The 16,666-nt window shown below is 61.0% G+C and carries 19 protein-coding genes and 1 tRNA gene; 14 read left to right on the plus strand and 6 right to left on the minus strand.

Annotated elements, in window-relative coordinates:
* The first annotated feature begins 132 nt into the window (after positions 1-132).
* The 4 genes from TSH64_RS02535 to TSH64_RS36170 all read left to right on the plus strand — a co-directional run bounded on the left by TSH64_RS02535 (position 133) and on the right by TSH64_RS36170 (position 2,047).
* On the plus strand, positions 133-465 hold the full coding sequence (locus tag TSH64_RS02535) for an integration host factor subunit alpha (protein ID WP_098740199.1): 333 nt from the start codon (positions 133-135) through the stop codon (positions 463-465).
* A 117-nt stretch (positions 466-582) separates the two neighbouring features.
* Entirely contained in the window at positions 583-1,059 is a 477-nt protein-coding gene (locus TSH64_RS02540) for a MerR family transcriptional regulator (RefSeq protein WP_109095426.1), read from the plus strand.
* Between the two features lie 94 nt (positions 1,060-1,153).
* Positions 1,154-1,230: transfer RNA gene (locus TSH64_RS02545), tRNA-Pro, on the plus strand.
* Between the two features lie 97 nt (positions 1,231-1,327).
* The gene (locus TSH64_RS36170) at positions 1,328-2,047 is read left to right on the plus strand and encodes a hypothetical protein (protein ID WP_247872705.1); all 720 of its coding nucleotides are present in this window, start codon (positions 1,328-1,330) and stop codon (positions 2,045-2,047) included.
* An 850-nt stretch (positions 2,048-2,897) separates the two neighbouring features.
* Here TSH64_RS36170 and TSH64_RS02560 read toward each other — a convergent pair.
* From TSH64_RS02560 to TSH64_RS02575, 4 genes are all read right to left on the minus strand, one after another.
* A complete protein-coding gene (locus TSH64_RS02560; RefSeq protein WP_109095428.1) occupies positions 2,898-3,212 on the minus strand; it encodes a hypothetical protein in 315 nt (104 codons plus the stop codon).
* A complete protein-coding gene (locus tag TSH64_RS35555) occupies positions 3,209-3,361 on the minus strand; it encodes a hypothetical protein (RefSeq protein ID WP_158285329.1) in 153 nt (50 codons plus the stop codon). The genes TSH64_RS02560 and TSH64_RS35555 overlap by 4 nt, the downstream gene beginning before the upstream one ends.
* Before the next feature lie 31 nt (positions 3,362-3,392).
* Positions 3,393-3,836, minus strand: coding sequence for a ribbon-helix-helix domain-containing protein (locus TSH64_RS02570; protein ID WP_109095430.1), 444 nt, complete (start codon positions 3,834-3,836; stop codon positions 3,393-3,395).
* Between the two features lie 595 nt (positions 3,837-4,431).
* Positions 4,432-4,752: a hypothetical protein gene (locus TSH64_RS02575; RefSeq protein WP_109048454.1), complete on the minus strand. Its 321-nt coding sequence runs from the start codon at positions 4,750-4,752 to the stop codon at positions 4,432-4,434.
* Between the two features lie 129 nt (positions 4,753-4,881).
* Here TSH64_RS02575 and TSH64_RS02580 point away from each other — a divergent pair, with 129 nt between their 5' ends.
* From TSH64_RS02580 to TSH64_RS02615, 10 genes are all read left to right on the plus strand, one after another.
* Entirely contained in the window at positions 4,882-5,145 is a 264-nt protein-coding gene (locus tag TSH64_RS02580; protein WP_109452186.1) for a hypothetical protein, read from the plus strand.
* A 279-nt stretch (positions 5,146-5,424) separates the two neighbouring features.
* Positions 5,425-5,670 carry a hypothetical protein gene (locus TSH64_RS02585; protein WP_109048453.1) on the plus strand — a complete coding sequence of 82 codons (246 nt, stop codon included), beginning with the start codon at positions 5,425-5,427 and terminating at the stop codon, positions 5,668-5,670.
* Positions 5,671-6,343: 673 nt separating this feature from the next.
* Positions 6,344-7,210 carry a hypothetical protein gene (locus TSH64_RS02590; RefSeq protein ID WP_109095431.1) on the plus strand — a complete coding sequence of 289 codons (867 nt, stop codon included), beginning with the start codon at positions 6,344-6,346 and terminating at the stop codon, positions 7,208-7,210.
* Positions 7,211-7,397: 187 nt separating this feature from the next.
* Positions 7,398-7,784, plus strand: a complete 387-nt coding sequence (locus TSH64_RS35225) for a hypothetical protein (protein WP_146207979.1) — start codon at positions 7,398-7,400, stop codon at positions 7,782-7,784.
* A gap of 6 nt (positions 7,785-7,790) precedes the next feature.
* The gene (locus TSH64_RS35230; protein WP_146207980.1) at positions 7,791-9,116 is read left to right on the plus strand and encodes a hypothetical protein; all 1,326 of its coding nucleotides are present in this window, start codon (positions 7,791-7,793) and stop codon (positions 9,114-9,116) included.
* The gene (locus TSH64_RS35235; protein ID WP_146207981.1) at positions 9,113-10,567 is read left to right on the plus strand and encodes a hypothetical protein; all 1,455 of its coding nucleotides are present in this window, start codon (positions 9,113-9,115) and stop codon (positions 10,565-10,567) included. Before TSH64_RS35230 ends, TSH64_RS35235 begins: the two co-directional genes overlap by 4 nt.
* 353 nt (positions 10,568-10,920) lie before the next feature.
* Positions 10,921-11,709 (plus strand): hypothetical protein, encoded by a 789-nt coding sequence (locus TSH64_RS02600; protein WP_247872706.1) that lies wholly within the window; start codon positions 10,921-10,923, stop codon positions 11,707-11,709.
* Positions 11,706-12,326 (plus strand): AAA family ATPase, encoded by a 621-nt coding sequence (locus TSH64_RS02605; RefSeq protein WP_109095434.1) that lies wholly within the window; start codon positions 11,706-11,708, stop codon positions 12,324-12,326. The genes TSH64_RS02600 and TSH64_RS02605 overlap by 4 nt, the downstream gene beginning before the upstream one ends.
* A gap of 4 nt (positions 12,327-12,330) precedes the next feature.
* Complete coding sequence (locus TSH64_RS02610; protein WP_109095435.1) at positions 12,331-13,062, plus strand: DUF3102 domain-containing protein; 732 nt, start codon at positions 12,331-12,333, stop codon at positions 13,060-13,062.
* Positions 13,063-13,277: 215 nt separating this feature from the next.
* Positions 13,278-14,033 carry a DUF5131 family protein gene (locus TSH64_RS02615; protein WP_109095436.1) on the plus strand — a complete coding sequence of 252 codons (756 nt, stop codon included), beginning with the start codon at positions 13,278-13,280 and terminating at the stop codon, positions 14,031-14,033.
* 9 nt (positions 14,034-14,042) lie between these two features.
* Here the strand turns inward: TSH64_RS02615 and TSH64_RS02620 are convergent, their stop codons facing one another.
* Both TSH64_RS02620 and TSH64_RS02625 read right to left on the minus strand, forming a co-directional pair.
* A complete protein-coding gene (locus tag TSH64_RS02620) occupies positions 14,043-15,323 on the minus strand; it encodes a three-Cys-motif partner protein TcmP (RefSeq protein ID WP_109095437.1) in 1,281 nt (426 codons plus the stop codon).
* Between the two features lie 242 nt (positions 15,324-15,565).
* Positions 15,566-16,507 carry an HNH endonuclease signature motif containing protein gene (locus tag TSH64_RS02625; protein WP_109095438.1) on the minus strand — a complete coding sequence of 314 codons (942 nt, stop codon included), beginning with the start codon at positions 16,505-16,507 and terminating at the stop codon, positions 15,566-15,568.
* Positions 16,508-16,666: the final 159 nt, after the last annotated feature.

Here is a 16,666-nt window from a genome sequence, read left to right on the forward strand (position 1 = left end):
ACATCCGTCATGCTGCAATGCACGCCCGGCCGGGCTTCGGCCGGGCCGTATGGGGCTGCCAAGCTTTTGAATTGACGGACCTTCTTTCGCCGGATTACCGTCTTTGCAACGGTTGCGGGGGGAGGTTTAACAATGTCGCAAAATACCGTAACGCGCGCCCAACTGAGCGAAGCCGTCTACCAGGAAGTCGGACTTTCGCGCAACGAATCGGCCGATCTGGTCGAAACGGTGCTGGACGAGATTTCCGATGCCCTGTCCCGGGGGGAGATGGTCAAGATCTCCTCCTTCGGCAGTTTCCAGGTCCGCCAGAAAGGCGAGCGGGTCGGCCGCAACCCCAAGACCGGGGAAGAGGTGCCGATTCTGCCGCGTCGTGTTCTGGTGTTCCGTGCCAGCCATGTGCTGAAACACCGGATCAACGAGGTTCAGGAGGGTGGGGCACCGACGCCTGCGCGGGCGTTGTCCTGACGCCGGTCGTTTGCGATGACCTCTCCGCCTTGCCTGTCGCCGTGCCGTGCCTTTCCGCGGAGTGCCGCCACTGGCCGTTGTCGGATGGCGGCCTGATCGCGCCATGAAATTCGCTCCATGAAATCCGCCACGGCCTATCGCACCATCAGCGAGGTGTCGACCGACCTCAACGTGCCTCAGCATGTGCTGCGGTTCTGGGAAACGAAGTTCCCCCAGATCCGTCCGCTGAAGCGTGGCGGCGGCCGGCGCTATTACCGGCCGGAGGATGTCGAACTTCTCCGGCGCATCCAGGCTCTGCTGTATGAGGACCGCTACACCATCAAGGGCGTCCAGCGCCTGCTGAAGGAAGGGCGCATGTCCGACCCGACGCCGCCGCTGCCCGAGGATGCCGACGATGGCGGCGGGCCGGTCGATGCGGACGGGTTCGGCGGCGACGTCACCGACGATGACAGGGATGACGACAGGGGCGGGAGCGTGGATCATCCGCCGCTGTCGGACGCGGTCCGGCACGAGATCACCATGGTCCTGGACGAGCTGAAATCGCTGCAATCGGTGCTGTCCCGCCTGTCCGAAATTGGGGGCAAAAAAAGCTGAAAAATCATCACGGGAGATGTTGCATCGGCGAAAGCCCGCGGCTATAGTCCCGTTCCCTTCCGGAGCCAAGCCGCAAGCACTGCGGTGAAGTTGACGGAGCGTAGCGCAGCCTGGTAGCGCATCAGACTGGGGGTCTGGGGGTCGCAGGTTCGAATCCTGTCGCTCCGACCAGTTCCGGAAGGACCGGAGAAGCCTTGGAACCCAACGGTTCCAAGGCTTTTTCTTTTGGGGCCGGCGAAGCTTCTCTCACATCGGTGGACGCGGCTGTTTGGGACTTCTGTTTGGGACTTTTCCCAAAGGCCGTTGCCTTGCCCCCAAACGCGATGGCCTGGACCGCCTGACGACGAACCGGGTCCGCCACCTCGATGTACCGCTCGGTGGTGCGGTGGTCCTTATGTCGGGCAAGCGCCTTCGTGGTGGCGGCAGAGGCAACCTGTGCCACGGCGGTGACGAAGCTGGCCTTGGTGTCATGCCAGCGGTGCTTGATGCCAAGCTTCTTCAGCACGGTGTTCCATGCCCGCCGGGGATTCTTCACCGGCCGGCGCTCCCCCTTCTCTCCATGCTGGTAGGTGAAGAGGTGGTCGACCTCCCACTTCCTTGCCTGCGCCACGAGGCGTGCCAGCAGCTCCAGTGCCTCGTCGTTGGCCGGCACGCACTCCGCCCGTCCACCCTTGGTCGACTCGGCATCCAGCCAGACCCCGCGAACGCTGAAATCGATCTGCTGGATCCGCAGGCCGAAGACCTCCGCCTTGCGGAAACCCATCAACCGCACCAGCAGCGCCGCGTCGGCAACATGGGCCGGTGTCTCAGGGGGGTGGATGATTGCCGCGAGGTTCTCATCGGAGATCGGCCGCGGCAGGTGCTCGGGCTCGGCCAGACGCGGGACCTTAGGCAGCTCCGACAGAAGTGGCCGGCCGTCACCGTCACGCAGGTTGTGCGCGATGCGCAACGCCGCACCGAGACAGATCAGGTAACGGTTGATCGTTGAGTCCGACCTGGTGCGGACCCCGTCCTTGAACAGCGGCGCTTTCGCCTTCGGGCCTGCCGCGACCTGTTCCTTCTTCTTGCCGGCGCCCATGTAGACCCGGAGAGGCTGCTTCCGCGACCAGGTGACATAGTCCCACACCCGAGACTCCGTCAGCTGCGCCACCGGTGTATCGGCGCCGAAGAACTCCAGAAGCTCCCTGACATAGACCTGTTCGTTCACCCAATTCTTGCCGGTGGCTTTTCGGGCGGCGAACTCGGCCAGCATCTGTGCAACCGTGTACGCGGCCAGTCGGCCGCCAGGGCGCTTTTCCGACTCCAGCTCTTCCATCACGGCGGCGCGGATCGCAGCCTCCATGCGCTTGGCCTGGGTCTTGTTCCTGGCCAGCTCGCCGGATTTCGGGTCGCGGCAGTAGCCTGCATACCGCTTGCCGCCGCACTCGAAATCGTAAAGCCATTTGTCGCGGGCAGTGCTGAAATAGACGCTCATGGCGGTTACCTCCGGCTCGAAGGCTCGCTCACGACACCGAGGGTGTGCAAGAAGGCCAAAGCTTCACGATGGCCAGCTGTGGGCTTCGCGGGTTTGGAGACGGGCGGTTCAGCAGGGGGCGCCGAGTCGCGCTTTCGCTTGACCGATGGGATCGCCCGTCGCCGTTGATACTCTGCAATCGACCGAAGGTAGACACGGACACCCCGCTTGCCGACTCGGTGGCCTCGAAGATCTCCGCCATGCACAGCGGCATAGACCTCGCTGCGGGGCATCGCCAGCAGTGCGGCGGCTTCCTTGACGGTGCAGGATGGGCCATCGGGAAGTAGGTCGGCGAGGGCAGGGTTCACAGCTGCACGGGGCATGCCTAACCTCCCGTGTGCGGGTCGGCCAGCGGGACGGCCGGCAGCGCCCGCGTCGGCCCGCCATGCGCCAACAGGTAGGCGATGGGGGAGGGGACAGCCACGACCAGCACGGGGAAGACGGCGCGCGGGTAATGGGCGGGGATGTCCACGCTGTAGACGCCGGGGGTGAGGATATCGCAGACGACTGGCACCTCGCCCACGGCGAGGATGACCAGCCGCTCGCCCTGTCGGAACTGGATCCGGCGGACGTCGGCCGGAGTGTCGAACCGCGCCGCGTGGCACACCTGCCAGTCGGTTGCCTCAAGAGTGGGGATCACGGCAGTTCCTCCTGTGCCAGTTCGGCGCAGTCGCGGTGATAGCGCGCGGCGGACAGCAGGCGCCGCCGGCGGAAGGGGAGGCCGGTCTCGCCTGCCTCCAGCTCGGCCTGCCCGGCTTCCTCCAGGTGCCACTGGACGAGGCCGACCATGGCGGCTGTCTCTTGCCCTGCGCCGGTCATGTCAGTTCTTCAGCGGGCTGGCGACGAAGCCGCGCCCGTATGGCCGCCGCGCCTCCCCCAGGAACTCCAGCACCGCCTCCGGTGCCGTGTAGGTTTGCAGGAACAGCCGCACCATCGCTGTCAGCGGCAGATCGGTGGCGTGGAACCGCTCATGCACCGCGCTGACCAGCACGTCGCGGTTCGCGTAGCCCTCCAGCTCGGCAATGTGGTCGAGCAGCAGCCAGGACGTCACGTCCAGCCGCATCGAGGTCCGGTGCGAGATCCGGCGGTTGGCGATCACCACGTTGTAGGTGACCAGCGGCGTCGCCCCGTCCTTCGGCAGCGCCGGCGCCATGTGGCGCAACGTGCGCTCCATCTTCCCGGACAGATCGCCGAAGCTCCGTTCCATCGCCACATTCTGCGGCCCGTCCCTGCGTTGCAACGGGACCTTGATCGCTCCCTTCATCGGTCGCACTCCAACAGCGCCTGCATCCAAGGGTGCTGGCGTTCACGCCATACCCTGTATTAGGATGGGCGGTATACCGTGATTTCGTCAATGGCAAAAATCACGGTAAAGCGACCATTCTGAAGCCCCCGCCGGGCGCCGCCCGGCGGGACCGCCTTCGCCGCCGACCGCCATCTCGCAACTTGTGGAAACCGGTTGAGAAACGATGCAACTATTTCTTTTGCCCAGGCGGGGCGGTGCCATAGGATGCCGCGGCCTCGCGCCTTCCCATCCAGGAAGGCGGAGGCGGGGAGACGCCATCTCCCCACCCACGCGGCTGCCAACCGCATCGATGAGCCGTGCTGAGCCGGGGCGCGCACCCGTGCCCAGCCGCACACCTGTCCGCCTACCGGGGCCGGCCCCGGTAGAGTGTTGATTTATGGGGGGTTGGCGGTGCCGAACACACCGAAGAACGAAAAGACCGAAGACTTATCGCATCGCAAGGCGCGCGAGGATCGCGCGGTCGAGCTGGTGACGCAGCTGTGCCGCCGCGACGGCGAGGACAAGATCCTGCCGCTGATCGATCGCTGGATGAGGATGCGCCGGAGCCGGGCGGCTAGGTGCGCCGCTCAAGAACCCGGATCAGGGCATCGAAATCCTCGGTAGACCATGAGCGGAAGGTCCGGCGGGTCTTCACCTGCATTTCCCAGTCGGGATCGCCATAGGCCAGCAGTTCGGCCAGCGACAGGCCCGCGCCTTCCGCCAGCTTGGTCAGGGTGTCGATGGTGCTGTTGGCGCCATTGAACGCGTCCAGAACCGTTGTGGCTGGCAGCTTCGACAGGCCAGCCCAATGGTTCTTGGACCGCAGACGCTCCTTGTGCGTCTGAAGAACACGATTGAGTGCTGCGGCGATGTCGGTCTTGGGCGGCGTATCCATGCCGGCATTATGCGGACCCCGTGCAAAAGCGCGAGAACGCTGTGCCGATGAATCTATCTCGTGCAGCACCGATGAGCCCCCTTGACATTCACGGTATAGCGTTGAATCCTGATGGGCATGAAGCACGTCATGCACATCGATGCCTCGATTCATCGGATCTGCGCCTTCGCCCGGCATCAGGGCTGGAGTGCGGAGTCATTCGGCCGAGCCGCCGCCGTGCCGCCCAGCACCGTGCGTGACGTGCTCCGCCAGGAAGGCAACCCCACCGCCACGACCCTGCGGGCCATGGAGGCGGTGATTCCCCACGATTTCATGACCGATCCCGTCGCGCTGGCCAGCAGCGGCCTCTGCGCGCCGATCCTGGGAAGGCCGCGGAAAAAGAGGCGGACATGAACAGGGAGATCCGGCAAGACGCCACACCCTCGGTTGTTTCGGCGGGAAGCATCGCTCGCACTGAGCGACTGCGCAACCCCGAAGCTCCGGCTTGGGCGCGACGCTGTCCCATCGCCGAATCAGGCGTCGGCCACCCGGCCCGGTCAATCGGGAGCGTCCCGAGTCCGGCCACCCGTCGCCACAGCCACCGCTCCGCCGGGTTCCTTGTCCGTACCGGCGGAGCGGCCGCGGCCGGAATCGCCATCCGACTCCGGCCGCTTTCCCTGCCTGGGGCCGGTTATGCCCCCCGCTGACCCGGCCCTCACCGACGCGCAGCGCGCCGTCCTGGCCGCCTGGCCAGCCTTCGAGGCCGCCGCCGCGGTGACATGGTGCAGCGTCGACCGCCTGGTGCGGACGCTCTGCCACCGCGACTCCCTCGCCGATCTGCCCGACGACGACGCGGCCGAGTTGCTGGCGCTGATGCAGCGCGCCACCGACCGCCTGCATGCCCTACGGCCGGCATCCCCGCAGCGGGGATCCGCATGATCGGGCGCCGCCCGAGAGCCAGCCCCCCTTCGGATCCCAGATCTATCCAGAAAACCAACGGCTTCCCCCGCGAGGCCCGCCCTCTGGCCCGCCATCGCGCCGGCTGCGCCATGGCGCGCGGCCCGCCGTGCGTCCGCTCGACGGTCGCCAGTCAGCCGCCCCCATCGACTTTGAAGACCGCGCCGCTTTCGGCCGCCAGACGGCCGGAAGCGATGCGCGTCTTCACCCCCCGACGCCGCGCGCCCCCCGCGCCGGTGAACCCTGGAGCTTTGCCCGATGGCATCGCCACGCGCGCCACCCTGACCGGCGCCGGCTTCTCCCCGTAAGCCCCCGTCATCCGGTGCCCAGCGTCTGCCCTTGCCGGTGGCCGCGCCGCACCCGTCCTGTCCCCACCGTTGCGCGCCCGCGCGGCGGTGAACGCCGGAGCCTTGCCTTGTATCCGCGCGCCCCGCCCTGAGACGGGACGGCCCCGCCGAGGCCGCCCCGCTAGGACCACAATCATCGCCAATGCCCAAGCCCCTGCCGTGCCCACGGCGGGAACGCGGCGATGCGTGTCCGGAGGGTATCAGAATTCAGGATTAAAATCCGCTGTTCCTTGCAGCCACGGACTCGTGCGCCCCCAGGGAGCCGCATTGCCGCCGGCCGGCCACCGCGCCGCCGGGGAGGTGCCCCCATGTCCTCGCCATCCGCCTCAACCACCCCCGCAACCCCCGCCGCCAAACCGCAAGCCGCCTTCCGCGAGACCGTCGGCCGGTTCCGCTGCGCCGTTCTGGCCTGCCCGGCGCTGAAGCCGCGCGATAAGCTGGTCGCCCTGGTGATGCTGGAGCGCGTCAACCGCCAGATGTTCGAGGCGCTGGGCCTGCTGCTGACCTGGACCGGGGTGGAGGCGGTGGCGCGGCTCTGCGCCCTGTCCACCCGAGATGTGGAGCGGGCGCGCAGCGCGCTACTGACCGCCGGCGTCATCGTCCGCGACCGCGCCGGCGGCCGGGGCCAGCCCACCCGCATGCGCCTGTGCCTGGACTGGCTGGAGCGCGAGTACGGCCCGGCCGGCGACGCCCCCGATCCGTCCGACGATCTATCGCCCGACAGCGGTGTCGCCGACACGGGAGTCGGCCAAAGCGCCGAACGCCCGCCAACCGCCCCCGGATCGCCCGCCGGAACCGGTCTTCATCGCCCGACACCGGTGTCGGCCAAACCCTGTGATAAAACCCGTGAACCCCCGCGCGCGAGCCCACACGCGAGCGGCGGCACCAGCCCGCCGCCATCCGCCGCCGCCATCGAATGCGACGGCCACGCCCGGATCGCCCGCCGGATCGGCGCCGTCCAGCATGCGACGTGGTTCCGGGGATGCAGGCTTGGGCTGTCCGGGGATCGCAGGCTGACCGTCACCGCGCCGAATCGCTGCGTCGCCGACCGGATTCGAGCGGCTTACGAGCTGGAGCTGCTGCGGCTGTTCCATGTCGAGGCGGTGGACATCACCGTCGCCGTTCCGCCGGTTGCCTCCGATTCGGCCTTCCCGCTGATCGAGGGTAGGGCCTGAGCTATGCCCGTCCGGCTTGACGCCCTGTGCTGCCGTCGCCCCGACCGGCAGCTCTGCTTTGATCTGGACGATCCATTCCCACCTCGCGAGCGTTCGCTCGGCCTGTGTCCATCGTGAAAAGGAGCGGCTTGCCGGCTAAGCTCTAAAAGCATATCAACGAAGTAGAGCTGATGAGCGAAGGCGGTGCATGGTGGGGGACGATTACGGTGTAGCAGCAATCCGTCATCTGGAAGACGCTGAAATTTTAGCCGATGGCGAGCGTTGGGGTGGGGCAGGGCATTTAATTGGCTTCGCTGCCGAGTGCGCCATCAAACATCGCATAAGAACAATAAAACCTACTCTACAGAGGGTTGAAGGTCATCTCCCTGCCTTGATTGGGATTGCGAGAACCCATCTAACGGGACGGCGTGACGTTGGTATGCTTAATTTGCTTCGCACATCGGGATTGATGGGTGGATGGAAAGTCCATCTTCGATATGCCGATGATACAGCGGTTGGAAGAAACGATTTCACCAAATGGCGTGATCACGCAATTCTTCTCATGGCTGAAGCTAATCTTCAGAGAAGGGGTTAAAATTCAATGGCTAATAAAAATACTTATTACGACGATGCTTTGCCCCTAATTGTAGAGTCTTTCGTTCAGTATTTGGGTGTGGAGGCTCTTCAGGACCACGCTATCCTTCGTGATGCTGAAGGTTCTCTTACGTTGATTTTGCGGAAGGACATCCCTTCGGACATTCGAAGAGTGTTGGAAATATCTATCTTTAATATAGTTGGTACATATGCGGGAAGTGTTGGTGTTGGCACGCCTGAAGAATTGTTTGATGAAAGTCTTGCGGATGATATTCATGATCGCTGGGAGTTTGTTAAGTGCTCCAGCGGTGAGTATTTTGTCCGTATGATTGAGCGTCGTCTTGTTGGTCAAGATTGGCTGCGTGATATTCAGCCTAGCATTCCTGGTGTGCCTCCGATTGTTGTTTTTGCTAGTCACAAAGGTGGAGTGGGCCGGTCGACTGCGCTTTCCGTAGCATGCGCTGAATTTGCTTCGAGAGGGAAATCTATTCTCGCTATTGATTTAGATCTTGAAGCTCCTGGCTTGGGTGGAATGTTTTTGCCTGAGGGAAGTATTCCGGAATTTGGTGCTCTTGATTACTATGTTGAGAATGGTCGAGGCAATGTTGATGACAACTTCCTTAACCGTATGGTTGCAGTAAGTCCCCTTACTGATGGTCAAGGGCAGGTAATGATTGTGCCTGCCGTTGGTCAACGGTGTTACGATTTTCCACAAAACGTGATTGGGAAATTGTCTCGAGCATATCTCGAAGACATAGAGCCCAACGGAAGTAAGGCTCTTACTTTTTTAGATCAGACCCGAGCGATGATCCAAGATTTGTGCCGCAATGGTAGCTATGACGCGATTTTTGTTGATGCGCGTGCTGGTCTCAATGAGACAACAGCGGCAACCGTTCAGGGATTGGGTGCCGATGTCTTATTTTTCGGAATTGATGCTCCGCAGACGTGGGAAGGATATCGCTACTTTCTGTCCCACTTAGCTCGCTTCAAGCCTGAGACTTCTGAAGACGATTGGCGCTTCCGTATTAAAATGGTTCACGCAAAGGCAGCTCCGGATCCTAAAGCATGGGCGCGGTTTCGTGATCACGCGTTTGAGCTGTTTGCTGATCATCTTTATGATGAACTAGGGGTTGATGAAGCTGATGCTGAGACATCTTTCAGTTTTGACTTAGATGATTCAACTGCTCCACATTATGCTTGGCCAATTCTAGTGGACCCCAGCTATTTCGAATTCGACCCGCTTGCGAAGCGTGAACAATTTGCCGAGCCGATATATAATCGAACGTTCGGCCCCTTCCTCTCTGCTTTGTCAGACCGACTAGGTTTCAAATGACCAAGAACGATGACCTCGAAGCAATCCGCATCTTTTTGCGCTCACTTGACCCCAGAGCTTCGTCTGAGGCCAATTCACCATTGCCTTTGGGTGATTTGTACGCACCTTCTGCCCATGCCAACGCTTTAGATCCGAACCGTCCTTTAGTCGTTGGAAATAGAGGGGTTGGAAAGAGCGTCTGGTCTGGCGTTTTGGCCGATGAGGTGTCTCGCCTTTCTGTGGCCGATGATTACCCGAAGCTTCGCCTCAATTCTATGAAGGTGGAGCTTGGTTTTCATCAGGCAGCTGGAAAGGACGAAGGTGTTGCGCCGTCTCCGAGATTGCTCGAAAGGCTTCTTCGGAGTGGGATTGATACATACGATATTTGGAATGCAGTATTGTTCCGGGCAGTTTCGCCGTTTATTGGTCACAATCCTCACAATAAAATCATTGATACCATTAATTGGATGTCAGAAGAAGTTGAGGATGCTGAGGAAATTCTGCGCTCTGCAGACAAATATTTTACAGCAAATGGATTTACGTTTGTATTGGTTTTTGATGCTCTTGATCAGTTAGGGAAAACTTGGTCTGAAATTCAGCCTCTTACGGAGGGAATACTCAGGCTGGCGCTTGATATGTTGGGGTTTCGAGCGATGCGAGCCAAAGTATTTATGAGAACGGATCAGGTTAAGGATCCGGCTCTATTTCAATTCCCAGATGCTTCAAAAATGCGTGCTGGAAAGGTCGACCTCGAATGGCATGCAACAGAGTTGTACGGTCTTCTTTATACATTAATTAATAATAGTGATGAAGCAAGTGGCGCATTTTCGCGAATAGTTAAGGAAGTTGTGGGTAGGAGGGCATCTCCTGAATACCTTGACGATAAGGATGACCAGATTGCGGTATTTAATGCAATAGCTGGAGAGTTTATGGGGTCCGATCGTCGTCGTGGCCGTACATACACTTGGATTATCGATCATCTGGCTGATGCTTTTGGTGAGACAACTCCTCGCAGTTTCCTGATTGCGTTGCAACGCGCTGCGCAGTCTCGAAATAGGCCAGTATCGACCGCTATTGATTACGTCGGTATTCGCGAGGGGGTGCAACAAGCTTCGACAGTTCGAGTTGCGCAGCTTCAGGAAGATTACCCATGGATTTTGCAAACCCTCGAAGATCTTGCAGGACTCGAGGTTCCTTGTCATCAGAGCCAATTTATAGACAGATGGCGCGAAAGGAAAACAGTGAAAGTTATCAAAGAGATAACTGAGAAAAGCAAACGGCCAGGTCCAATTGAACTAGAGCACTCTTTCTTTTCTGAAGAGGACGCCCTGATTGAATCTCTTAAAACTATCGGAGTTGTTGAAGAACGGTCGGCAGATAAGATCAATATGCCTGACATCTTCCGAGTAGCCGCAAAAATTAAGCGTCGAGGTGGGGTTCGACCTCCTGTTTCGGGAGCAAAACGCGGATAGGCACATGCTTGCCAAATAAAGGGAAGAAATGACAGTAATAATCTCGTTTAGATTGTCCTTGACGTGCCGCCCCAACGGAGCGACCCTTCCCCCGGAGCCTCAGAACCTCCCCATAGGCGGCAAGCCACCCGCGCGTTTTCGCGAAGTGGCTCTTTTCATGCTCGGACTCTGTCCGTAGCATGCCCCTTTGCCGGGGGTCGGATAATACAACACCCGCAAGGGGAATAGTCCGGCCTGACCTATGCAGGTTCTGAACCCCCGGCGCCAGGGCGGTCCTCAGAAGCCCTCCTGTTGCCGGCAACGCCGCATAGGAGGGCATCGCCATGGAAGCCATGGGCGACAACGGGCAAGTCATGCCCGCGTTATCTCTGTCCGACATCGACACAGCCACCAACGGCGAGCCGCGCATCGTTGACCTGCGCCTTGCCGAAGCTCTGGGCTTCAAGAAGCCCCGCGATATTCGTCCCCTGATCGAGCGCCATATTGACACCTTGGAGCGGCTTGGCGGAATTTGCCGCACCGTGCGGCAAAATCCCGGAAGGGGTCGCCCCGCCACCGAGTTCTGGCTGACGAAGAAGCAGGCCGTCTATCTCTGCACCAAGGCCGAGACCGAACGCGCCATCACTGTCACCATCCAGATCGTCGAGCTGTTCGACGCCGTGACCGGCGGGGCCGCGCATCCCGCCCTGGCGCCGGTCCTCACCCGCGCCGACCTCGACGCCATCGACCGCCGCGCCCGCCGGATCGGGCAGGAGGAGGAGCAACGGGCGCGCTCCGCCCTGACCGACCGGGCGCTCGACCGTCTGCGCCGGGGCGAGCGGATCGACATCGCCTCGCTGTCCGCCGCCCGGCCGGATGAGCCCGCCGCTCTGCCCCCGCCGCCCGCCCGGACGCGCGAGGAGAGCATGGACCTCGCCCTTGCCCATCTGCGCGCCCTGCCGCCCGAGCTGCGGCAGGAGGGCTTCCGCCTGATGCACGCCATCAAGGCCCACAGCGACGCCCTGAAGGCGCTGAAGGCCGCGACCGAGGCGATCAACTCTCCGCTCGACACCATCGCCGAAATCCTGGAACGCGAGGCGACCCTCATCCGCCAGACCATCGCCGCCCAGGCGGGCCGGGCCGGGCAGGGGGACCGGGCATGAGGACGATCCTGGTGGTCCAGGGGAAGGGCGGCGGTCCGAAGACCGCCACCGTCCGCAATCTGGCCGTCGCGGCCGCCGTCGCCGGCCGGCGGGTGGGCACGCTCGACACCGACCCGCAAGGCTCGCTGACCCACTGGCACGGCCTGCGCCCGGCCGACGCCGCCGCGATCCTCCACGAACAGCGTCCGCTGGGCGCGGTGACGGAGCGGCCGACTCCGCCCGGCCTCGACCTGCTGGTGATCGACACCCCGACCGCGGTGGAGAATTTCCCCCAAGCGACCGCCCTGCTGTTCGACTGCGCCGATCTGGTGCTGGTGCCCGTCCGCCCCGGCCCGGAGGATCTGGTCAGCATGCAGGCCATGCTGCCCTACCTGCGCGCCCGGCGCCGGCCGCTGCGTCTGCTGCTGAGCCAGGTCGTCCCGCGCCAGCGCGAGACCGCCGACGCCCGCGCCATCGTCTCCGCCATGGGGGCGGTGGCGCCGGTGGAGATCCCGCAGCTTCAGGAGGTGTCGCGCAGCTTCATCGCCGGGCTGGGCACCGCGGAGATCCCAGGCACCCGCACCGGCCCGCTGTTCCGCGACCTCTGGCTCCACCTGTCCGCCGCGATGGAGGGCTGACCCCATGTCCCGACCCGGTTCCGGGCCGAAGCACAATCCCAGGCCGCCCGCCCGCCGCAGCCTGGGCGACGCCCGCCTGTCGATGCTGGCCACCCCGCGCCCGCTGACCACGCGGGCCGAGTTCGCCGCCGACATCCGCCGCGAATGGTCGAACGCTCTGGAGGCGACCATCGCCGTCGGCCGCCGCCTGAACGAGGCCAAGGCGGCTCTGCCTCATGGCGAGTACGAGGCGATGGTGGCGACCGACCTTCCGTTCAGCACCTCCACCGCCCGCAAGCTGCGCGAGATCGCCGTCTTCGTGGACGAGGGGCAGGTGCCGCTGGACCGTCTGCCGGAAGCGATGAGCACCCTCTACGCCATCGCCACCCTGCCGGACGACACCCGCCAACAGGCCCTGGACGCCGGCACGATCCACCCGGCGGTGACGAGAGGGGAGGTGGAGGCGCTGAAGGTGCCGGCGGTGACGCCGGCGCCGGCCCGGCCGGTGGGGGAGGGGGCCGCTCCGGTCCCGGCGCCGCGCGAGGCACGCTTCGCGGCGGCGTTGTCGCTGCCGTGGAGCACGGACCCGAACGATCCGGGGGCCATCACCGTCGAGCTGGACGGCGTGCGCCGCTACCTGCTGGTGATGGTGGCGCCGGATCCGGCGGCGGCCGACGTGGTGCGGCATGTGGTGGAACTGCATAACGGGGTGCTCGGTCGATCGTCCGGGGCGACCCGGATGGAGGACGTTCAATAACCAGAGTAGGACGATCGCCGTTCACGCTCGCCTGCTGCCAACGTTCCGAGTTGTTCAAGATGGACCTGACATTTCAAATGTTCTACCTTTGTTCTTTCTATGCGTTAATATCACGGCTGGCGATTGGCGAAGGGGATTCACACGCCCCGCTGGTTCTGTAAGATCACGGCCTGTTGGCGCCGCAGGCGCCAGGCGAATGCCAAAGGGAATGGGACATGGCGACCTCATCGATCGAGTGGACGGAATCAACCTGGAACCCGGTTGCCGGCTGCACGGTGATCTCGCCCGGCTGCACCAATTGCTATGCCATGCGGATGGCTGCTCGGCTGGAGGCGATGGGCACGGCCAAATATGCCGGGACCACTCGGCGGAGTGGTGACCGGGCTGTCTGGACCGGGCGGATTAACCTCGATGAGGCGGCATTACAGGCTCCCCGCAGTTGGAAGAAGCCGCAGCGTATCTTTGTCAATTCGATGAGCGACCTGTTCCACGAGGCGGTTCCTGTGGAGTTCGTTCGGCGCGTGTGGGAGGCCATGGCCGATGCCCATTGGCACACCTACCAGATCCTGACCAAGCGGCCCGAGCGGATGGCCAGCCTGCTCGCCCAGCCGGAGTTTGCGGTCCTCCCCAACGTATGGCTCGGTACCAGCGTGGAAGATGGCCAGTATGTGGAACGGATCGACCATTTACGCATCACGCCGGCGGCGGTTCGCTTCGTCTCCTTCGAGCCGCTGATCGGGCCGGTGGACAATGCCAACTTGAGCGGCATCGACTGGGCGATCGTCGGCGGTGAGTCGGGTCCCAAGGCCAGGCCGATGGAAAGCGCCTGGATCGATACCATCCACGATGCCTGCAAGGCACACGGCACCGCCTTCTTCTTCAAGCAGTGGGGGGGCCGGAACAAGAAGGCAGCCGGCCGCACCTATAGCGGCCGAACCTGGGATGAATACCCGGCGGCAGCAGCTCCCTGACGTCGACGGTCAGCGCGCTGGAGGACGGAAGCTGAAGAAGGTTGGTTGGTCAGTGATCTGTACTCGGTCCTTCCAATCCAGCTTCGTAGCGCGTGGCATCGGTCGACCTTCGGCCGTCAGTAACTGCACTTCGTTTTCCTGCCTCAAGGCGACCAGGACGTCGGACATCTGTAGTGAAATGGCCGGTGTCTGATTGCAGATGGTGCGGTACAACTCCCCGACCGAAATTGACGTGCCATTCTTCTGGCATATTGCGTGGATGAGAGGGGGCAACTCGGCCAACAGAGCGGACTGAGACAGGGTGTTGGCCTGTTCATCGAATTGGAACATGAAATCTAATTCGGGTTGGGCGTTGTCTCGTGTCGAGTCGTACCCCAGCATGCGCAGACCGGCACGCCCATGATGCACGAAGTGATTGTGTAGCTCCCAATGCTGCGCGCCCATTTCATCCCGTGCTTTCGGGTGGGTGGACAGATGAAGGAGCCAATAGGATCGATGGCTTTCTGGGGACTTCACATAAAAGCAGGTATAGAACGGTGCACCAGTCAACGCGACGATCCGTTCATATAGGAAATGCTGGATCATCCAGCGCCAACCGCGCTGTTCACTCTTAATCTGCAACATGTGCAGTACGTCATCCCTTGTAAGCCCTGTCGGCAGAATACCTTTTAGGAATGCCTCGTCGTTAGACAGATAATTGATAAGCGCATCGACGCTGAAGGTTAAGACGATTTCCGGATGTTCCAGTTCTGTGAGGATGCGGCGGATCGAGAAGAAGGATACTGTGTTGTATCCATACTGATCTAGAAAAAAAATAGCCCTATGCGCTCGTCCACGTGACTTTACTTTTTCAAGAATGGTGGAGCACTGTTCTTCGAATGTCGAGTTGATGATATGAGCGCTTTGGTCGAGTCGCTTGGCGTGTGGGCCGGTAGCGATTTCGTTCCGGAGGAACTCAACGCTGGAGGCCATCTTCTCGACAAAGATGAAGTTGGCGTTGAGGTGGAAAGGCTTCCGTCGAGCCAGATCAAACTCGGCCTGCATCGCCGCAATCTCATTCAACATGATGATCGGCGATCCGGGGGCGAGCCCGGTCTCGTACGTGTACAGCCCACCGCCAGCGAAACCGTCGACTAATGTGAGGTTCAGCCTGTCATGTGTAGGGTTTGAAGTCAGGACTTCGATATATCGCCGTAAGTAAGCACGCAGCACAGCGTGCTTGGCTCGGCTATGCTCTTCAAGCAAGGGTGGCGGGTTTCCGATAAGCCATTCGTATTTGTCGCCTGACATGGAAAAGCCACCTGACTGATGCAACTCCACAGAGTGTTCTATGGTGGAGAGGTGTCGTCAAGATGGCTTTGCAAGAGTGAGTTTCCCTATGGGTTTGTCATGTCACGAATGGGTCGGACCAGACAGACCGTTACGATGTAGCTTGGCGCAGCCTGCAAGATGCGTTAGGTCTGCTGCGATACAATCGATACCCTCAGTCCGGTCTGCTCTGGTCGGTTAATGAATGCACTAAGATTAACGCATTATTTCTGAGAGCTGGTTGAACCTTCAGTTGACACCCATGTGCACTTTTTCTTTTTCGACCTCAGATATTCGCGATGCTTTTCAGTTAAACCACTCACGGAATGGTCTTTAGGGTTGCCGAGCCCAGCACGTCTGCATTCTTCTGGCGTTAAATCCGGCGATACAAGCCAATTTCCATTATCGTCTAATGTAATGAGGTTTTTGTCGAAAGCTGCATCATAGCTTGGGTTCAAGAGGAGCCCGTTGTAAGGATTTATCCGGTCGGCATTATCACATTCACTCCACGGAACAATGTGCGATGCCCGGAGCATTTCAGGGCGAGAAGTTCCCGTGGCGCAGCATTTGCCTGACCATATTTTCATCAAGTCACTGCGAAACTGTCCTTGGCCGACGCGCGCTTCCACTACTGCTGTACGTGTTGTTTTATCGGGTACCGATCGAGCAACAAGCGTTTCGAGGCCGATCCCCGACACTCCTTGTATGTTTGCAGATATAGCCTCAACAATTTTGCTAGCAACAGAGACTGGGATTTGGCAGAAATAGACCTGGTTTAAGCCACGAGAACTAAATGGTCCTCGATGCTCCTTTGGCAAGGTTATGCCTGAAAGGGTGTCTTTTCTGTCCAAAGCCGGCTTGGCGTCTATAAACTCGACCGGAAGCTTCCATCCAATTTCGTGCCATTTCTTGTGCTGTGCATCCAAACCCAGCGGTTTTTCAGAGTTGGGGATTGCAGTTTCTTTGGCAACACACAAACCCGTTATCAAATTTTTCCGGCAACATACAATCACCTCCCCGACCTTCACCGATGCCATCATCTCCCAGTGCCACTGAGGTTCTGTCAGAGATCCATCTTTTCTTCTGGTTTTGTTCGGGCACCAAAGAACCCCTGCCTCCCGCTGAGATTTGTATTCTTGACCCACATTTACCCACCACACAGCCATGTCGCTAATCCCCTGATCGCAAAATTTCAGGCAAACTTTCTGCCATGCTTCTGTGAATTCTAGCCAAAGTTTATGCTTTGAAAAGAGCAACAACCATCGCAGAGGCTGTGGCGGGCACCAGACAAACCGTTAGGTATGTAGCTCGGCGCAGGCTGTGGG

Origin of the sequence: Azospirillum sp. TSH64 (assembly GCF_003116035.1) — a bacterium.
Taxonomy (GTDB): Bacteria; Pseudomonadota; Alphaproteobacteria; order Azospirillales; family Azospirillaceae; genus Azospirillum.

Coding starts and splice junctions, on each gene's coding strand:
- TSH64_RS02535 (WP_098740199.1), top strand. CDS start 133: ATGTCGCAAAATACCGTAACGCGCGCCCAACTGAGCGAAGCCGTCTAC.
- TSH64_RS02540 (WP_109095426.1), top strand. CDS start 583: ATGAAATCCGCCACGGCCTATCGCACCATCAGCGAGGTGTCGACCGAC.
- TSH64_RS35555 (WP_158285329.1), bottom strand. CDS start 3,361: ATGGTCGGCCTCGTCCAGTGGCACCTGGAGGAAGCCGGGCAGGCCGAG.
- TSH64_RS02570 (WP_109095430.1), bottom strand. CDS start 3,836: ATGAAGGGAGCGATCAAGGTCCCGTTGCAACGCAGGGACGGGCCGCAG.
- TSH64_RS02575 (WP_109048454.1), bottom strand. CDS start 4,752: ATGGATACGCCGCCCAAGACCGACATCGCCGCAGCACTCAATCGTGTT.
- TSH64_RS02580 (WP_109452186.1), top strand. CDS start 4,882: ATGCACATCGATGCCTCGATTCATCGGATCTGCGCCTTCGCCCGGCAT.
- TSH64_RS02585 (WP_109048453.1), top strand. CDS start 5,425: ATGCCCCCCGCTGACCCGGCCCTCACCGACGCGCAGCGCGCCGTCCTG.
- TSH64_RS02590 (WP_109095431.1), top strand. CDS start 6,344: ATGTCCTCGCCATCCGCCTCAACCACCCCCGCAACCCCCGCCGCCAAA.
- TSH64_RS35225 (WP_146207979.1), top strand. CDS start 7,398: ATGGTGGGGGACGATTACGGTGTAGCAGCAATCCGTCATCTGGAAGAC.
- TSH64_RS35230 (WP_146207980.1), top strand. CDS start 7,791: ATGGCTAATAAAAATACTTATTACGACGATGCTTTGCCCCTAATTGTA.
- TSH64_RS35235 (WP_146207981.1), top strand. CDS start 9,113: ATGACCAAGAACGATGACCTCGAAGCAATCCGCATCTTTTTGCGCTCA.
- TSH64_RS02600 (WP_247872706.1), top strand. CDS start 10,921: ATGCCCGCGTTATCTCTGTCCGACATCGACACAGCCACCAACGGCGAG.
- TSH64_RS02605 (WP_109095434.1), top strand. CDS start 11,706: ATGAGGACGATCCTGGTGGTCCAGGGGAAGGGCGGCGGTCCGAAGACC.
- TSH64_RS02610 (WP_109095435.1), top strand. CDS start 12,331: ATGTCCCGACCCGGTTCCGGGCCGAAGCACAATCCCAGGCCGCCCGCC.
- TSH64_RS02615 (WP_109095436.1), top strand. CDS start 13,278: ATGGCGACCTCATCGATCGAGTGGACGGAATCAACCTGGAACCCGGTT.
- TSH64_RS02620 (WP_109095437.1), bottom strand. CDS start 15,323: ATGTCAGGCGACAAATACGAATGGCTTATCGGAAACCCGCCACCCTTG.
- TSH64_RS02625 (WP_109095438.1), bottom strand. CDS start 16,507: ATGGCTGTGTGGTGGGTAAATGTGGGTCAAGAATACAAATCTCAGCGG.